This is a genomic window from Azospirillum rugosum (assembly GCF_017876155.1).
Classification (GTDB): Bacteria; Pseudomonadota; Alphaproteobacteria; order Azospirillales; family Azospirillaceae; genus Azospirillum; species Azospirillum rugosum.
The window spans coordinates 207,155-224,319 of record NZ_JAGINP010000012.1; the positions used below are offsets into that span (position 1 = coordinate 207,155).

Genomic DNA, 17,165 nt, shown 5'->3' on the forward strand with positions numbered 1-17,165 from the left:
TTCGTTCTTCTTGCTGTCTTGGTTCTTGGTGCGTTGGTCGGTCGTTGCGGAGCGCCGGAACGGCTTCCCCGTGCAACAATCATGGTGGCACGCAAAGGGGGTAATGGCTAGGCCGATCGGGTCGGCCGATCGGTGTTAACCGCCTGTTTTGCAAGGGCGAGAGCCAGGGTGCACCACGGTCGGGGCATCGGCGGATTCCGTTCGCATCCCAATTCAGGAGGTGTGAGCGCCCGCTGCATGACACCGCGAATCGCCGAACCTTGGGGAACCGCCCGATGACCTCGTCGCCGACATCGACTCCGAACATCCAGGGTTCGATCGGGCAGGGTTCGATCGGGCAGAGTGCGGTCGGGCGCGCGCCGGGGACCCGCGACCTGCGGCTGGACTTCTTCCGCGGGCTGGCGCTGTGGTTCATCTTCATCGACCACATTCCGGGCAACCAGATCGCCTGGGTGACGATGCGCAACTTCGGGCTCAGCGACGCGACGGAGGTGTTCGTCTTCATCTCCGGCTACACCTCGTCGCTGGTCTATTCGAAGATTTACGCCGTGCACGGCTGGCGCTTCGCGACGGCCAAGGTGGTGCACCGGGTCTGGACGCTCTACATCGCCTATCTGTTCCTGTTCATCGCCTTCACGGCCCAGGTCGCCTACACCGCGCGCGTCTTCAACAACCCGCTGTTCAGCGAGGAGCTGGGCATCGCCAGCTTCTTCACCGACCCGGCCCTGTCGCTGACCCAGGCGCTGGCGCTGAAGTTCCGGCCGGCGAACCTGGACATCCTGCCGCTCTACATCGTCCTGCTGCTGTCCTTCCCGCTGCTGCTGCCGGTCCTGCGGCGCTGGCCGCTGGCCCTGCTGGCGGGCTCGGTGACGCTGTACGCGGCGGCGCGCGGGTTCCGCTGGAACCTGCCGACCTACCCGGAAGGCGGCGTGTGGTTCTTCAACCCCTTCGCTTGGCAACTGCTGTTCGTGCTGGGGTCCACCATGCAGCGCTTCCCGGAGGTCTCCACGGCCCTGACGCGGCCGCGGCGCGCGCTGCTGGCGGGGTCGGCGGCCTATCTGCTCGCCGCGCTGCTGCTGGTCCTGTCCTGGCAGATTGCGCCGTTGGGGGCGGTGATGCCGACGTGGTTGGCCGACGTCCTCTACCCGATCAGCAAGACCGACCTCGACCCGTTGCGGCTCATCCACTTTTGCGCGCTTGCCTACATTGTGCTGCAAGTGGCCCGGTACGACAGCGCATGGCTGCGGTCGCCTCTGCTGGCGCCGGTCATCCTGTGCGGGCGGCAGTCGTTGCAGGTGTTCTGCCTCGGCATCTTTCTGTCCTTCGCCGGGCAAACGATTTTGAACCAATGGACAAACTCGCTTTTTGCACAGTTTTCGATCACAATTGTTGGCATAGCCATGATGATCGCGGCCGCGCGGGTGCTGACCTGGTATCAGACCGTCGACCGGACGCCACGCCCGCCAGCATCACGGCAAGCGGCACCCGCCAAGGACCCGAGTGCATGACGCGCGCGCGCCTGTCCGTCCTGTTCCTGATCGGCCTCCTGCTCGCCGCCGGCATGGGGCCGGCCCGTGCGGAGGACGCCGCGCCGGCCGACCCCTGCGAGGTGCCGGAGCGCATCCTGACCATCGACGCATCGCTGCCCCGCGCGCTGGAGCGGATGAACCGCGTGGGCGCGCTTCCCATTCTGGTGGTCAACACCGCGAAACCGGGCTCCAACCGGGCGGAGGGCAGCTACCCGGCCCTGATGGAACGGGACCTGTCGGCGCGCCTGCCCGACCGGAAAGTCAGCGTCGCGGTCCGCAACGTCCCCGGCGCCACCGCGCAGGATATGCTGCCGACCCTGGATTCAGCCCTGGCGGCGGAGCGGCCGGCGCTGCTGGTGTGGCAGGTCGGGACGGTGGACGCGATGCGGAACATCGGCCCCGACAGCTTCGGCGAGGCCGTGGCGTCGGGCATCGAGACGGCGCACCGCCGGGGGGCGGACATCGTCGTGATGGACATGCAGTACAGCCCGCAGACCACCCAGCTGATCACCTTCCAGCCGTACCTGGATTATGTGGAATGGGTGACCCAGAACAACGACGTGTTCCATTTTCCGCGCTACGAGATGATGCATTACTGGTTCGAGGAAGAGCGGGTCGGATTCATGCCGGACTCCAAGGAGGACATGCTGAAGGCCTTTCAATTCGTCCACCGCTGCATCGGCCGTCATTTGGCCGACACGGTCACCGCCATGCTGGACCGCGCCGCGAGGCCGGCCCAATGAGCCGGTCCTTCCTGTCCCATACCTGCTCCCGGCTGGCGGCGGCCGCCGCGGTCGCGTTGCTGTTCGCCGCACCCCCGCTGGCGAACGGCCCGGCCAGGGCCGCGCCGTCGGGCAACCCGGCCTCCGCCTGCGCCTATTCCGCCCAATCGGCCGCGCTGACGGCGCCGCTGCCGCGCGTGAGCCGCCAGCTTGCGGGCGGTGGGCCGCTGCGCATCGTCGCCATCGGTTCCTCCTCGACGGCCGGGGCCGGGGCGAGCGGGCCGCAGCACAGCTATCCGGCGCGGCTGGCCGACCACCTGCGCCAGCGCTTTTCGGGCATCGAGGTGGCCGTCCTCAACAAGGGGGCCAACGGCGAAGTCGGCGCGGAGATGCTGCGGCGCTTCCAGCGCGACGTGATGGACGAGAAGCCGGACCTCGTCATCTGGCAGGTCGGCGCGAACACCGTGCTGAAGGGCGACGACCCCTACGCGGCCGAGGTGGTGATCCGCACCGGCATCCGGAAGCTGAAGGCGGCCGGCTTCGACGTCGTGCTGATGGACCTGCAATACGCCCCCGCCATGCTGTCCAAGCCCCAGCACGAGCAGATGCAGACCCTGATCGCCCGCGTCGCGGAGGAAGAGGGCGTTGGCCTGTTCCATCGCTTCGCCGTGATGCGCCAGTGGGTGCAGACCCGTCAGGCCTCCATGACCGATCTCGTCGGCCCCGACGGCATCCACCAGAACGATTTCGGCTACGACTGCATCGCCCGCTCGCTGGCGACCTCGCTTCAAGAGGCGGCCACGCGTCCGACCGCCGACATTGCGCAACGACGGTGACGGTATGCGCTAAACGTCAAGAAAATGGGTCTCCGGACGGCAACAGCGAGCGCCCGATCATCCTCTGCGTGATCCTGCCTGGGACGGCGTAAGCGTCCGCTGGGCTTGTCGGAGTGGGGCCCCAACGCGACACCCCAACACCCTCTCTTCACCCCCAACACCCGCTATTGCCCCTGCGACGACCTCGTCGAACGGTTCATCGTTCCCGATTACCCGCTGGACATCGCACCGTGGCCTTTGCGCTGGGTTGTGCTCGCCTGCGATGGCGCCAGTCCGGCCTCGGCGAGATTACCGGACGCGCGTGCCGAGGGGCGATGCGCGTCGCGCATGCCGGACCTGCGGTTGCACCCGCCCGATGGGACTTGCCGCCGATGGGGGGCGTGCTCATCGTTACATTTGCTTCCTTATAATAAGGAAGCTCATCATTTAGAGGCTTGGCTTTGTCGTGACGTCAGGATCGGACCGCACCATCGGCTGGCTGCTGCACGACGTCGCGCGGCTGATGCGCAAACACTTCGAACAGGTGGCGCGCGCCCAGGAGCTTGGCCTGACCCGCGCCCAGGCCTCCGTGATCGCCCACCTGTCGCGGCAGGAGGGGGTCAACCAAGCCTGCCTCGCACAGATCATGGAGATCGAGCCGATCACCCTGGTGCGCCTGCTTGATCGCCTGGAGGAGCAGGGCTTCGTCGAGCGCCGAGCGGACCCGACGGATCGGCGCGCCCGCCTGCTGCGCCTGACCCCCGCCGCGCACGCGGTCCTGGAACGCATCCGCGCCATCGCGGCGGACGTCATGGACGACGCCTGCGCCGGCATGCCGGAGGAGCGGCGGGCACTGCTCGCCGACATCCTGACCGAGATGAAGACCAACCTCGTCGCGCCGAACGCCCCAGCGAACACCACTATGAATGCGGCGGCTGACGACGTTTCCGTAAGGAGCAAGAACCATGGCTGACGGCAGCGGACCCGCCGTTGGGCCCACCGTTCAATCGGCTGATCTAAGGGAGAGCGCCGTGGATCGGGGCGTGCGGCGGGCCGATTCCGCCCGGCGGCGCCGGCTGGTGCGCTGGGCCCTGTTCCTGCTGCTGCCGATCGTCCTGATCGCCGGCGGCTACGTCTATGTGACCGGTGGCGCGGTGATGTCGACCGACAACGCCTACCTCCAGGCGGACAAGGTCGGCGTGTCCACCGACGTGTCGGGCATCGTGCAGGCTATCGAGGTGCACGACAACCAGCCGGTCAAGGCGGGCGACGTCCTGTTCACGCTGGACGACCAGCCCTTCCGGCTGGCCCTGCAACGGGCCGAGGCGCAGGTCGGTATCACGCGCAACGACCTGAACGCGCTGAAGGCCAACTACCGCGACATGCAGGAGCAGATCAGGCAGGCCCACGCGGACGTGGAGTTCTACGACCGCGAGTTCCGGCGCCAGCAGGACCTCACCCGCCAGCAGTACGCAGCACAAGCCACCTTCGACACCGCCCGCCACAACCTGACCACGGCGCAGCAGAAGGTCGCCTCGCTGGAGCAGCAGTTGGCCGCCATCGCCGCCAACCTGAACGGCGACCCCGACCAGCCGATCGAGCAGCACCCGCGCTATCTCGAGGCCATCGCCCAGCGCGACGAGGCCGCGCGGGAGCTGGCGCACACCTCCGTGCGGGCGCCCATGGACGGCGTGGTGACGCAGGTCCCCTCGCTCCAGCCCGGCCAATATCTTGAGTCTGCGACGCCGGCCTTCAGCCTGGTCGCCACCGACCACATGTGGATCGAGGCCAACCCGAAGGAGACGGAGCTGACCTACGTCCGTCCCGGCCAGACCGCGACGGTGACGGTCGACACCTACCCCGGCGTCGAATGGCACGGCACGGTGGACAGCGTGAGCCCGGCGAGCGGCGCCCAGTTCTCCCTCCTGCCCGCCCAGAACACGTCCGGCAACTGGGTGAAGGTGGTGCAGCGCATCCCGATCCGCGTGCGCATCGACACCGCGGACAAGACCCTGCCGCCGCTGCGCGCCGGGATGAGCGCGGTGGTGGACGTGGACACCGGGCACGCGCGCGGCCTGCCGCATTTCCTGGCCGCCCTGTTCGGCGAAAGCCGGAGTTCATAACGCCATGGCCGCCGCAGCCGGAGAAACCGGAGGGGACGCCAAGCATCGCGGCGCCATCACTGTCTGCGTGATGCTCGCCACCATCATGCAGGCGCTGGACACCACCATCGCCAACGTGGCGCTGCCCTACATGCAGGGCAGCCTGTCGGCCAGCCAGGACCAGATCAACTGGGTCTTGACCTCCTACATCGTGGCCGCCGCCATCATGACGCCGCCGACCGGCTTCCTGGCCGGCCGGTTCGGGCGCAAGCGGCTGTTCCTGGTGGTGATCGCCGGTTTCACGGTGGCCTCCATGCTCTGCGGCATGGCGCAGTCGCTGCCGCAGATCGTGCTGTTCCGCCTGTTGCAGGGCCTGTTCGGCGCCTCGCTGGTGCCGCTGTCGCAGTCCGTGATGCTGGACATCTACCCCAAGGAGCGCCAGGGCTCGGCCATGGCGGTGTGGGGCATGGGCATCATGGTCGGGCCGATCCTGGGGCCGACGCTGGGCGGCTGGCTGACCGAGAACTACAACTGGCGCTGGGTCTTCTACATCAACCTGCCGGTCGGCATCCTGGCCTTCCTGGGCATCTCCGCCTTCCTGTCGGAGACGGTGCGCAACGCGCGGGCGAAGCTGGACTGGTTCGGCTTCGGCACGCTCAGCCTCGCCATCGGCGCCTTGCAGATGTTCCTCGACCGCGGGGAGCAGCTGGACTGGTTCGGCTCGACCGAGATCATCCTGGAGGTCGTGGTCTGCGCGTCGGCCTTCTACCTGTTCCTGGTCCACATGTTCACGGCCGACCGGCCCTTCGTCACGCCGGGCCTGTTCCGCGACCGGAACTTCTCCACCGGCATGTTCTTCATCTTCCTGGTCGGCATCATCCTGCTGGCCACGCTGGCGCTGCTGACGCCCTACCTGCAAACGCTGATGGGCTACCCGGTGATCACCGCCGGCCTCGTCATGGGGCCGCGGGGCCTCGGCACCATGATGGCGATGATGATCGTCGGGCGTCTGATCGGGCGGGTGGACACGCGGCTGCTGATCCTGCTCGGCCTCGTGCTCACCGCGGTGGCGCTGTGGGACATGACCGGCTGGACGCCGGACGTCTCGCAATGGATGATCATCCGCACCGGCTTCGTGCAGGGCGCCGGACTCGGCTTCCTCTTCGTGCCGCTCAGCACCGTGACCTTTGCCACCCTGGCGCCTGAGCAGCGGACGGAGGCGACCGGCCTCTACAACCTGTCGCGCAACATCGGGTCGAGCATCGGCATCTCCGTCGTGTCGTCGCTGCTGGTGCAGAACACCCAGGTGAACCATTCGGAGATCGTGCAGGCGGTCACCCCCTACAACCGCCTGTTCGAGCTGCCGGACGTCGCCCGCTTCTGGAACCCGATGACGGCCGCAGGGCGCGCCGCGCTGGACGCGGAGATCACGCGGCAGGCGACCAGCATCGCCTTCATCGACGACTTCAAGCTGATGATGATCATCGCGCTGGTCGCCATGCCCATCGTCCTGTTGATGCGCAAGCCGACCAAGCCCGCCGACAAGGATCACGCGGCGGTGATGGAATAACAAAACACGCAAAACACAAGAAATCGCAGGGTTAGAATGTTGGCAGCTGACGGGTTGCCCGCGCCGCAAAGGCAGTGGGCCATTGTGACCATGGGCATCGCCCTGATTATGGCCGTGCTGGACGGGGCCATCGCCAACGTGGCGTTGCCGACCATCGCCAAGGATCTGGGCACCAGCGCGGCCGGGTCGATCTGGGTGGTGAACGCCTACCAGCTGGCCGTCACGGTGTCCCTGTTCCCGCTGTCCTCGCTGGGCGACATCGTCGGCTACCGGCGCGTCTACTGGTGGGGGCTGCTGGTCTTCACCATCGCGTCGGCCGCCTGCGCCCTGTCGGACAGCCTGCTGGCGCTGACCATCGCGCGCGTCGTCCAGGGCTTCGGCGCCGCCGGAATCATGAGCGTGAACATCGCGCTGGTCCGCTTCATCTACCCGCACCGGGAACTCGGCCGCGGGGTCGGCAACAACGCGCTGATCGTCGCCGTGGCCTCGGCCGCCGGGCCGACCATCGCCGGGATCATGCTGTCGGTCGCCTCCTGGCAGTGGCTGTTCGCCATCAACGTGCCGCTCGGCGCGGTGGCGCTGGTCATCGCGTTGCGCTCCCTGCCGCACGCGCCGCGCTCGACCCACCGCTTCGACAGCGTCAGCGCCCTGCTGAACGCCATGGTCTTCGGCGCGCTGATCTGCGGGATCAAGGGGTTGGACGGCAGCCAGGCCGTGGCGCTGACCGCGGTGGAGTTGGCGGGGGCGGCGGTGCTAGGCGTCGTGCTGGTGCGCCGGCAGATGGCCCAGACGGCGCCGCTGCTGCCGGTCGACCTGCTGCGACTGCCGGTCTTCGCGCTGTCGGTCACGACCTCCGTGGGTTCCTTCGCCGCGCAGTCAATCGCCTATGTGGCGCTGCCCTTCTATCTGCAGGACGTGATCGGCCGGTCGGCGGTCGAAACCGGCCTGCTGATGACGCCCTGGCCCTTGGGCACCGCCCTGATGGCGCCGCTGTCCGGACGGCTGGCCGACCGTTACGACCCCGGCCTGCTGGGCGGGCTGGGGCTGGCGATCCTGGCGGTCGGGCTGGGGGCGCTCGCCCTGCTGCCGGCCGACCCGGCGACCGCCGACATCGTCTGGCGCATGGCGGTGTGCGGCCTGGGTTTCGGCCTGTTCCAGTCGCCCAACAACAAGGTGCTGATCACCAGCGCGCCGAAGGAGCGCAGCGGCGGCGCCAGCGGCATCCAGTCCACCGCCCGGCTGCTCGGCCAGACGCTGGGCGCGGCCTTCGTCGGCCTGCTGTTCACCGCCCACGCCGTCCACGGCACGGGCATCGCGCTGACCCTCGCCTGCGCCCTGTCGGTGGCGGGCTGCGTGGCGAGCAGCCTGCGCTACCGCCGCTCCCCGCTGGCGACCGGCTGAGCGCCGGCGCCGCGCGATGCGCGCCGTCCGATTCGCACCTGGGTCCATGATAAATTCCTACTATTCTGCAGTTACATTAATTTAATGACTCAACGTCTTCTCGTTGGGCTAGAAGATTGCTGTCGCCGGGCAAGAAATGGACCGGCGTAATATTTGATCGTGCCGAACTTATTTCGTTGCGCGCCAAGTTGAGCGTATCGCGAAAGGGCGAAACGTGGAGCCGGCGGTCGAAAGCGTGAGCCTTCATCGTCCCAGATGTCGCGGGCGCGCTCCTGCTCGGCGTCGACCTCATCGGAGGGTGAATTTCGTCAGGGTTTCTCCAACTTTTGGGCGCGGTATCCCGTGACAACTGCACCGGTATTTGAAAATTGGGGACTCTTTGTGCTTTGAAAGCGAGGGCGGTGTGACACACAGTGGTGCGGTCGATTGTTGTCGGAAACGCGCCTGGTGCTTGCCGAAGTGTTCGCCCTGATCAACGAGATGCCACTCGCGTTTCCCATCGCGCTGGCGGCCCTGACCATCCTCCACGAAGACGTGGCCATCGCCGCGGGGGCGGGGCTGGTCAGCGCCGGAACCATGGATTTCAGCCTCACCGCCACGGCCCTGCTGGTGGGCATCATCGGCGGCGACTGCCTGATCTATTCGCTCGGGCTGCTGTCGACGCGGGTCGGGCGGCTGCGGCGCTACACCGAGCGCCCGATCTTCGCCAAATGCCGCTCGGCGCTGGAGAGCAACCTCTTGGTCACGCTGGTGACCGCGAGGCTCGTGCCGGGCGTGATATTCCCTATGTATTTCGCCTGTGGCGCGATCCGGGTGCGGTTCGACCGCTTCCTGCTGACGACGCTGGCCACCGCCGTGTTGCACGTGGGAATCCTCCTGGCCTTGCTGACCTCCTCCATCGGCTTGACCTCGGGCGACGTGTCGATGGCCGGGCTGGGCTTGGCGGCCCTGCTGATCGCGGCGCGCACGCGCAACGGCCGCGTGCTCATGGCGAGGGCGGCGGGCCTTTTCGGCGCTCCGGCGAAGCTGGTCGATTCGGTGGCGGGCGAGGCTCCGGCGCCGACGCAGGCGGTGCAATTGCCGGGCATGCCGCTGGTGCCGGCGGGTTACCGGCCCATCGGCCTGGCGGAACGCATCCCGCCGCTGCTCTTCTACATCCCGCTGGCGGTGCAGTGGCTGGCCCTCGGCCTGCGGCACCGCAGCCTGACGCTGCCGACCGCCGCGAACCCGTCCATCGAGGCCGGCGGCCTGCTGGGCGAATCCAAGATCGGGTGCATGGACCTGATCGGCCCGTCGGCCCGCCATTGGGTCGCCGACTGCAGGGCGGCCGTGAACGACGGATCCTGGTCCGTCGAACGGCTGGAGACGCTGGCGGCCGAGGCGGGCCTGGCCTTTCCGCTGGTCGCCAAGCCCGACATCGGGTGGCGCGGGTTCGGCGTGCGGCTGGTCCAGGACGCGGCCGAACTCCAGGCCTACCTGGCGGAGATGCCCCGGGGCTGCGCCTTCATCCTGCAGGCCTTCGTTCCCTTCGCCGGGGAGGCCGGCGTGTTCTACGCCCGGTTCCCCGGACAGGCGCAGGGGACCATCTTCTCGCTGACGCTGCGCTATTTCCCGCATGTGGTCGGTGACGGCGAGTCCACGCTGGAGCGGCTCATCGCCCGCGACGCACGCGCGTCGTGGAAGGGCGGCGTGCACCGCGCCGCCCTGCGCCGGCGGCTGGACGAGGTGCCCGTGGCCGGGCAGGTGGTGCGGCTGGCGCTGGTCGGCAGCAGCCGGGTCGGCGGCCTTTACAAGGATGGCCGGTCCCTGATCACCCCGGCCCTGGTCCGGCGGTTCGACGCCATCGCCGACGCCATGCCGGGGTTCCATTTCGGCCGCTTCGACCTGCGCTTCGCCTCCGCCGACCAGCTGGCCCGGGGCGAGGATTTCCGCATCATCGAGGTCAACGGGGCCGGGGCGGAGGCCATCCATGTCTGGGATCCGGACGTGGGGCTCGGCCAGGTCTACGCCGACCTGTTCCACCAGCAGTCCCTGATGTTCGAGATCGCGGCGGCCAACCGCGCCCGCGGAGCGTGCCCCCTGTCCGTGCGCGGGCTGGTCGGCTACCAGCAGAAGCAGCAGCGGCTTCTCTGCGTCTACCCTGCGTCCAACTGAGCGGTACCGGTGTCCGCCCTGTGTGGCAAAAATCGAAATTCGTTTAGAGACGCAAGCATCGCGATACTATTGGCGTGCGTTTCGCGGATTAGTACTGTAGAAATATGCATTAGGTATGGGTGGCTGACTCCTCACCGTTGAGAGGTTGCTGGGGCATGCGCGATAACGGACCGGTTACCAACCGTGAAATTGAAATGGCCGACGGCGTGCTGCTGGTGTCACGCACCGACACGCGCGGCAAGATCACCTTCGTCAACAAGGCATTCGTCGATATCAGCGGCTTCTCCGAAACGGAATTGCTCGGGGCGCCTCATAATCTTGTCAGGCATCCGGATATGCCGCCGGTCGCCTTCGCCAACCTGTGGGAAACCATCAAGGCCGGGCGCCCCTGGGAAGGTCTGGTCAAGAATCGCGCCAAGAGCGGCGACCATTACTGGGTGAAGGCCAACGTCACGCCCCTGACCGAGAACGGGCAGGTCACCGAATTCATCTCGATCCGTTCCAAGCCCTCGCGCGAGGCGGTGGCGGAGGCGGAGCGGGTCTACGCCGCGATCCGCGCCGGGGGCGGCAAGGAATATGGGCTGATGGACGGCCAGATCGTCCATCGCGGTTTCGGGACGTGGGTCGCCAACCTCGTGTCCAGCATCGCCGGCCGCATGGTCGCGACGACCTTCGGGCTGGTGCTGGTCACCCTGGTGCTGGGCTGGATGACCCTGACGGACAACGACCCGCCGGCCGCCGTCGCCGGCCTGCTGGTCGTGGCCTTCCTGCTGGCGCTGTTCGGGACGCTGGGCGTGCTGGGCACCGTGCGGCGGCCGCTGGGGCTGGTGGAGCAGCATCTCGACGCCATCGCCCGCGGCGACCTGATGGCCGCCATCCCCAGCTCCGGCGTCGCGGAATTCGCCCGCATCCGGTCGCAGCTGCGCGCGGTGAAGGCGAAGCTGAACTACGCCTTGCAAGAGCGCGCCGAACGCCAGCGCCAGGCGGAGGAGGAGCGCATCGCCGCCCTCCAGTCCATGGCGGAGACGGTGGAGCGCGAGGCCGGGCGGGCGGTTGAGCAGGTGGCCCTGCGCACCGGCACCATGGCCCAGGACGCCGACGCCATGGCAGGCTCCGCGGAGCGGGTCAGCGTGAACGCGCAGAGCGTCGCCGCTGCGGCGGAGCAGGCGCTGGCCAACGCCCAGACCGTGGCGGCCGCCACGGAGGAGCTGGCGGCCTCCATCCGCGAGATCTCCAGCCAGATCGCCCATTCCAGCGCCGTGACCCGGCGCGCGGTGGAGAATGGGCAGCGCACCCAGGGCACCATCCAGTCCCTGTCGGAAGCGGTCGGCCGCATCGACGAGGTGGTGAAGCTGATCACCGACATCGCCAGCCAGACCAACCTGCTGGCCCTGAACGCCACCATCGAGGCGGCGCGCGCCGGCGAGGCCGGCAAGGGCTTCGCCGTCGTGGCGCAGGAGGTCAAGAACCTCGCCAACCAGACCGCGCGTTCGACCGAGGAGATCACCCGGCAGATCGCCGAGATCCAGGGCGTGACCGGGACCGCCGTGTCGGCCGTGGCGGAGATCGGCGACACCATCGGCGAGATCGACCAGATCTCCAGCGCCATCGCCGCCGCGATGGAGGAGCAGGCCGCCGCCACGCAGGAAATCAGCCGGAACGTGGTCGAAACCTCCAACGCCGCGCAGGAGGTGTCGGTCCGCATCGCCGCCGTGTCGCGCGACGCCGACCAGACCGGGTCCCAGGCCACCGGCGTGCGGTCCGGGTCCGACGAGGTGGCGACCAGCATCGACGAACTGCGTCGCGTGCTGGTGCGCGTCGTCCGCACCTCCACGGCCGACGCCGACCGGCGCCGCAACCCGCGCTTCCGGGTCAACGAGCCCTGCACCGTCGTGGTGCGTGGGGTCGACCAGACCTGCAGCATCCGCGACCTGTCCTGCGGCGGCGCCATGCTGACCGGCGTGTCCGGCCTGTCCATCGGCGACAGCGGGACGGTGCGGATCGACCGCTTCAGCCTGTCGCTCAGCTTCGAGGTCCGCGCCAAGGACAAGGAGACGGTGCACGTCCGCTTCGCCGAGGCGGACGCGTCGCTCGCCCGCTTCCGCGACGCCTTCGCCCAGCTGACGCGGGGGCTGACGCCGATTGCGGCGTGACGTGAGGGGCAGGGGCGGCTACACGCTGCCCTTGCGCTCGATGACCAGGATGCGCGCCTCGCCCACGGGGTGCGCGACATGCTCGTCACCGGCCCCGGCGTGGAAGAGATCGCCGGGGCCGAGGCGCGCCACCTCCTCCCGACCGGCGACGCGGTAGTGCATGTCCACGGCGCCGGTCAGCACGGCGAAGACCTCCTCCCCGTCGTTGACGTGCCAGCGGTACGGCTGATCGGTCCAATGCAGGCGCACCGTTGCGCCGTCGATTTCCGCGATGTCGAGCGCCGCCCAGGCGGTGGCGGGGCGGAAGGACCGCGACTGAACGATCTTCATCACTGTTGATCCGTGTGGCTTCGGGGAGCGGAGGCGACCCTGCCGCGCCCGTTCCGCCGCGGCAACGCCAACCCCCCGTCAATTCCTGCCAGCGCGAACGGTGAATGGCCGCAACAGCGTCTTGCGCCGCACCACCCTTTGCGGCATGCTGTGAGTGAACATTCACTTACGTCTTGTCGGAAGGAGCGGTGGCATCATGCCCATCGATGTTCGGCAGAAGGTTCGGGACGCCGCACTCGCGCTGTTCGCGCAGAAGGGCGTGAAGGCCACGACGATCAAGGACATCGCCCGTGCGGCCGGGGTGTCGGAGGGCGCGCTCTACCGCCATTGGGCGAGCAAGGAGGATCTCGCGGCCGACCTGTTCGCGGCGGAATACACCGCGCTGTCCCAGGCGCTGCGGGAGGCCGCGGGGGCCGGCCCGGCGCCCGACCGGCTGCGGCGCGTCGTCGAATGGGCCTTCCGGCTGGTGGAGGCCGCTCCCGACCGGGCGCGCTTCCTGCTGCTGTCGCAGCACGACGGCCTGCCGCTGGTGCCGGACGGGCAGGAGACCCCGGTGGACGTGGTCTGCGCCATCATCGGGGACGGCATCGACGAGGGCAGCGTCCGCGACGCCGACCGCGAGGCGCTGGCCCACATCGTCATCGGTGCCATCGTCATGAACGTGCAGTCCCAGGTCTACGGTCGGCAAAGGACCCCGCTCGGCGATCTCGCCGGCATCGTCGCCGACGCGCTGTTGAACGGTTTGGCCCGGAAAGGAGCGGTGTCATGAGCGAGCCGGTCAACAGTGAACTTGGCCTTCTGGTCACGCGGCGCTTCCTGCCGCTGTTCCTGACCCAGTTCCTCGGGGCGTTCGGCGACAACGTGCTGCGCGGCGCCATCGCCGTCCTCGCAGTTTACGGCATGGCGGGCAACGGCGCCCTGGTGTCCACCCTGGCGGCGGGCGCCTTCACGCTGCCCTTCCTGCTCTTCTCCGCCACGTCCGGCCAGCTCGCCGACCGCTATGACCGCACGCTGGTCGCCCGCGCGGTGAAGGTCGCGGAAATCGGGCTGATGGGCATCGCCGCCTGGGGCATCCTGGACGCCAGTCTGCCCATCCTGATCGTGGCGTTGGTCGGCATGGGCGCCCATTCCACGGTCTTCGGACCGGTGAAGTACGGCCTGCTGCCCGACCTGCTGGCCTCCGACGAGCTGAGCGCCGGCAACGGCCTTGTCGAGGCCGGGACCTTTGTCGCCATCCTGCTGGGCACCATCGCCGGCGGCTCCCTCGCCCTGGCCGATCCCTGGGCGGTTCCGGCGCTCCTGGGGGCGTCGGCCGTGCTGGGGCTGGGCGCGTCCCTGCTCATCCCACGGGCCGGGAACGCCGACCCGGCGGTGCGCGTCGGGTTGAACCCGGTATCGGTGACGCTGCGCGTTCTGCGCGCCACCGCGCGGGACCCCGCCTCCATGCGGGCAATCTACGGCATCTCCGTCTTCTGGGGTGTCGGCGCCGTGGTCATGGCGCAGTTCCCGGCCATCGCGCGCGAGGTGCTGGGCGCCGACAGCGCCGGGGCGACCCTGCTGCTGGCCGTGTTCGCCGTGGGCGTCGCCATCGGCTCCGTGCTGGCTGGGCTCGGCCACCGAACGCCTTCCACCGCCGACGCGCGCCGGGCGGCGCTGGCCGGCCTCGTCGCCGCGCTGGCGGGCGCCGCGCTGCCGGTGCTGACCCCGTCGGTGCCCTCCGCCGAGCCCCTGTCGCCGATGGCGTTGCTGGCCCAGCCCTGGGCGCTGCCGCTGCTGGCCGACCTGTTCGTGATCGCGGCGGCGGGCGGCGCCTTCGCCGTGCCGCTCTACGCGCTGATCCAGCACCGGGCGGCGGTGTCGGCCCGCGCGCGCGTGATCGCCGCGGCCAACGTGGTCAACGCGCTGTTCATGGTCGTGGGCTCCGGCGTCGCCGCGGCCATGCTGGCGCTCGGTCTGTCGCCGCTGACCGTGGCGGCGGTGGGCGGGGCCAGCATGCTGGCCGCCGTGGTTCTGGCGCTGTCCATCGACGCCGTGGAGATCGGCCGGGCCCTGGCGCGCGGCCTGTTCCGGCTCGCCTTCCGGGTGGAGGTCCGCGGGGCGGAGCATCTGGCAGGGCTGGAGGGGCCCGCGGTCGTCACGCCGAACCACCAGTCCTTCCTGGACGGCGCGCTGCTCGCCGCCTTCCTGCCGGGCATGCGCTTCGCGGTGGACACCTTTATCGCGCAGCAGGCCTGGGCCAAGCCCTTCCTGGCGCTGGCCGACCATGTGACCATCGACCCGACCAACCCCATGGGCACGCGCGTGCTGGCCCGCACCCTCGCCGAGGGCCACAAGATCTGCATCTTCCCGGAAGGTCGGATCACCGTCACCGGGTCGCTGATGAAGATCAACGGCGGCCCCGGCATGCTGGCCGACAAGGCGCGCTGCCCCATCGTGCCGGTGTGCATCGAAGGCGCCCAGCGCTCCGTCCTGTCGCGCATGCACGGGCGGCTGCGGCTGGGGCTGTTCCCGCGCATCACCATCACGGTCATGCCGCCGGTCGTCACGCCGGACGTGACGGGCCTTGTGGGCAAGAAGCGGCGCGCCGCGCTGAAGGCTTGGCTGTCGCGCGTGATGACGGAAACCGTCTTCGCCGCCAACGAACGGCCGGAGACGCTCGCCTGCGCGCTGCTCGACGCCGGCCGCAAGACCGGCCGGGGGAAGGCGGCGGTGCAGGACGGCGACTTCACCACCGTTTCCTACCGCGCCCTGACCGCCCGGGCGCTGGTGCTGGGCCGCATCCTGACGCGCGGCACCGCGCCGGGCGAAGCGGTCGGGCTGCTTCTGCCGACCGCGTCCCCCACCGCGGCCGCCTTCTTCGGGCTGGTGGCGCACGGCCGTCCGGCGGCGATGCTGAACTTCACCGCGGGGGTGGAATCCATCAAGGCCGCCTGCCGCGCCGCCGGGGTCCGCCGCATCGTCACCTCGACCCAGTTCGTTGAGAAGGGCCGCCTCGGCCCGCTGGTCGAGGCCCTGGCCGCCGACCACGCGATCGTCTATCTGGAGGACGTGAAGCGCGGCCTGACGCTCGGCGACAAGCTGCGCGCGCTCGTCGCGCTGGCGGCGCCGGAACGGCTGCTGCCGCCGCAGGGCCAGCCGGACGACGTGGCGGCGATCCTCTTCACCTCGGGGTCAGAGGGGCCGCCGAAGGGCGTCGCGCTGACCCACGACAACCTGCTCGCCAACATGGCGCAGGTGGCGTCGGTGGTGGACTTCACCCGCCAGGATGTGGTGTTCAACTGCCTGCCCGTCTTCCACTCCTTCGGGCTGCTGGGCGGGATGCTGCTGCCGATCCTGAACGGCGTGAAGACCGTGCTGGACCCCAACCCGCGGCACGTGCGGCTGATCCCAGAGCTGGTCTACCAGACCAACGCCACGGTTCTGTTCGGCACCGACTTCTTCCTCACTGCTTGGGCGCGGGCGGCGGACCCCTACGACTTCCGCTCTCTGCGGCTGGTCTTCGCCGGGGCGGAGCGCCTGCAGGAGGAGACGCGGCGCACCTATACCGAACGGCTCCGCGTCCATCTGCTGGAGGGGTACGGCACCACGGAGACCTCGCCGGTCATCGCGGTCAACACGCCGGCCCGCTTCCGGCCGGGCACGGTCGGGCAGGCGCTGCCGGGCATCGAGACGCAACTCGTCCCGGTTCCCGGTGTCCCGGTCGGCGGTCGGCTGCGGGTGCGCGGGCCGAACGTGATGAAGGGCTACCTCTTCGCCGACCGTCCGTGCGAGGTCCAGGTGCCGGAGGACGGCTGGCACGACACCGGCGACATCGTGGAGATCGACGCCGACGGCTTCATCCGCATCGTCGGCCGCGTGAAGCGCTTCGCCAAGGTGGCCGGCGAGATGGTCCCGCTGGGCGTCGTGGAGGAACTGGCGGTGCAGGCCGATCCCGCAGTCCCGCACGCGGCCGTTGCCCTACCCGACGCCAAGCGCGGCGAGCGCATCGTGCTCGTCACCACCAGCCCGGCCCTGTCGCGCGACGCCCTGGTGTCCGCGGCGAAGGCCAGGGGCGCACCGGAACTGGCCATCCCCCGCGACATCGTTCGCGCGGCGACCATCCCGCTGCTCGGCACCGGCAAGACCGACTACCCGGCGGTCATGCGCCTCGCCGCGGAGGCGTTGGCGGGGGAGGGGGTGTGAGGTCGTCGCTGGTGAGTGTGGTCGCGTTGGGCCCCCACCCTAACCCTCCCCCACCTTCGGCGAGGGAGGGGACTGCCGCCGCGCTTCCCTTAACTCCTCCCCCCGCGAAGTGGCTACGGTATGCACACATTTCGCCATTGCGGTAAGTGGCTGATACAGTGGAGGAAAAGCCCCTCTCCCTTGAGGGGAGAGGGGTTTGGGGTGAGG

12 protein-coding genes are annotated in these 17,165 nt (G+C 69.2%); 11 read left to right on the top strand and 1 reads right to left on the bottom strand.

Features of this window, described 5'->3' with window-relative positions; all coding sequences use genetic code 11:
- Positions 1 to 275: 275 nt before the first annotated feature.
- From J2851_RS17805 to J2851_RS17845, 9 genes are all read left to right on the top strand, one after another.
- Positions 276 to 1,508, top strand: coding sequence for an OpgC family protein (locus J2851_RS17805; RefSeq protein ID WP_209767729.1), 1,233 nt, complete (start codon positions 276 to 278; stop codon positions 1,506 to 1,508).
- Complete coding sequence (locus J2851_RS17810; RefSeq protein ID WP_209767730.1) at positions 1,505 to 2,272, top strand: SGNH/GDSL hydrolase family protein; 768 nt, start codon at positions 1,505 to 1,507, stop codon at positions 2,270 to 2,272. Before J2851_RS17805 ends, J2851_RS17810 begins: the two co-directional genes overlap by 4 nt.
- Positions 2,269 to 3,087 carry an SGNH/GDSL hydrolase family protein gene (locus J2851_RS17815; RefSeq protein WP_209767731.1) on the top strand — a complete coding sequence of 273 codons (819 nt, stop codon included), beginning with the start codon at positions 2,269 to 2,271 and terminating at the stop codon, positions 3,085 to 3,087. Before J2851_RS17810 ends, J2851_RS17815 begins: the two co-directional genes overlap by 4 nt.
- A 445-nt stretch (positions 3,088 to 3,532) precedes the next feature.
- The gene (locus J2851_RS17820; protein WP_307419882.1) at positions 3,533 to 4,039 is read left to right on the top strand and encodes a MarR family winged helix-turn-helix transcriptional regulator; all 507 of its coding nucleotides are present in this window, start codon (positions 3,533 to 3,535) and stop codon (positions 4,037 to 4,039) included.
- A gap of 58 nt (positions 4,040 to 4,097) precedes the next feature.
- Positions 4,098 to 5,189 carry an HlyD family secretion protein gene (locus tag J2851_RS17825; RefSeq protein ID WP_307419884.1) on the top strand — a complete coding sequence of 364 codons (1,092 nt, stop codon included), beginning with the start codon at positions 4,098 to 4,100 and terminating at the stop codon, positions 5,187 to 5,189.
- A gap of 4 nt (positions 5,190 to 5,193) precedes the next feature.
- The gene (locus tag J2851_RS17830) at positions 5,194 to 6,738 is read left to right on the top strand and encodes a DHA2 family efflux MFS transporter permease subunit (RefSeq protein ID WP_209767733.1); all 1,545 of its coding nucleotides are present in this window, start codon (positions 5,194 to 5,196) and stop codon (positions 6,736 to 6,738) included.
- 90 nt (positions 6,739 to 6,828) lie between these two features.
- Positions 6,829 to 8,139, top strand: coding sequence for an MFS transporter (locus J2851_RS17835; RefSeq protein ID WP_246500734.1), 1,311 nt, complete (start codon positions 6,829 to 6,831; stop codon positions 8,137 to 8,139).
- 447 nt (positions 8,140 to 8,586) lie between these two features.
- Positions 8,587 to 10,293 (top strand): VTT domain-containing protein, encoded by a 1,707-nt coding sequence (locus tag J2851_RS17840; RefSeq protein WP_307419887.1) that lies wholly within the window; start codon positions 8,587 to 8,589, stop codon positions 10,291 to 10,293.
- 155 nt (positions 10,294 to 10,448) lie between these two features.
- Entirely contained in the window at positions 10,449 to 12,446 is a 1,998-nt protein-coding gene (locus J2851_RS17845) for a methyl-accepting chemotaxis protein (protein ID WP_209767735.1), read from the top strand.
- An 18-nt stretch (positions 12,447 to 12,464) separates the two neighbouring features.
- Here J2851_RS17845 and J2851_RS17850 read toward each other — a convergent pair whose 3' ends face one another.
- A complete protein-coding gene (locus J2851_RS17850) occupies positions 12,465 to 12,776 on the bottom strand; it encodes a cupin domain-containing protein (protein ID WP_209767736.1) in 312 nt (103 codons plus the stop codon).
- Positions 12,777 to 12,972: 196 nt separating this feature from the next.
- Between J2851_RS17850 and J2851_RS17855 the strand changes: the two genes are divergently transcribed.
- On the top strand, positions 12,973 to 13,545 hold the full coding sequence (locus J2851_RS17855; protein ID WP_209767737.1) for a TetR/AcrR family transcriptional regulator: 573 nt from the start codon (positions 12,973 to 12,975) through the stop codon (positions 13,543 to 13,545).
- On the top strand, positions 13,542 to 16,958 hold the full coding sequence (locus J2851_RS17860; RefSeq protein ID WP_209767738.1) for an acyl-[ACP]--phospholipid O-acyltransferase: 3,417 nt from the start codon (positions 13,542 to 13,544) through the stop codon (positions 16,956 to 16,958). Before J2851_RS17855 ends, J2851_RS17860 begins: the two co-directional genes overlap by 4 nt.
- Positions 16,959 to 17,165: the final 207 nt, after the last annotated feature.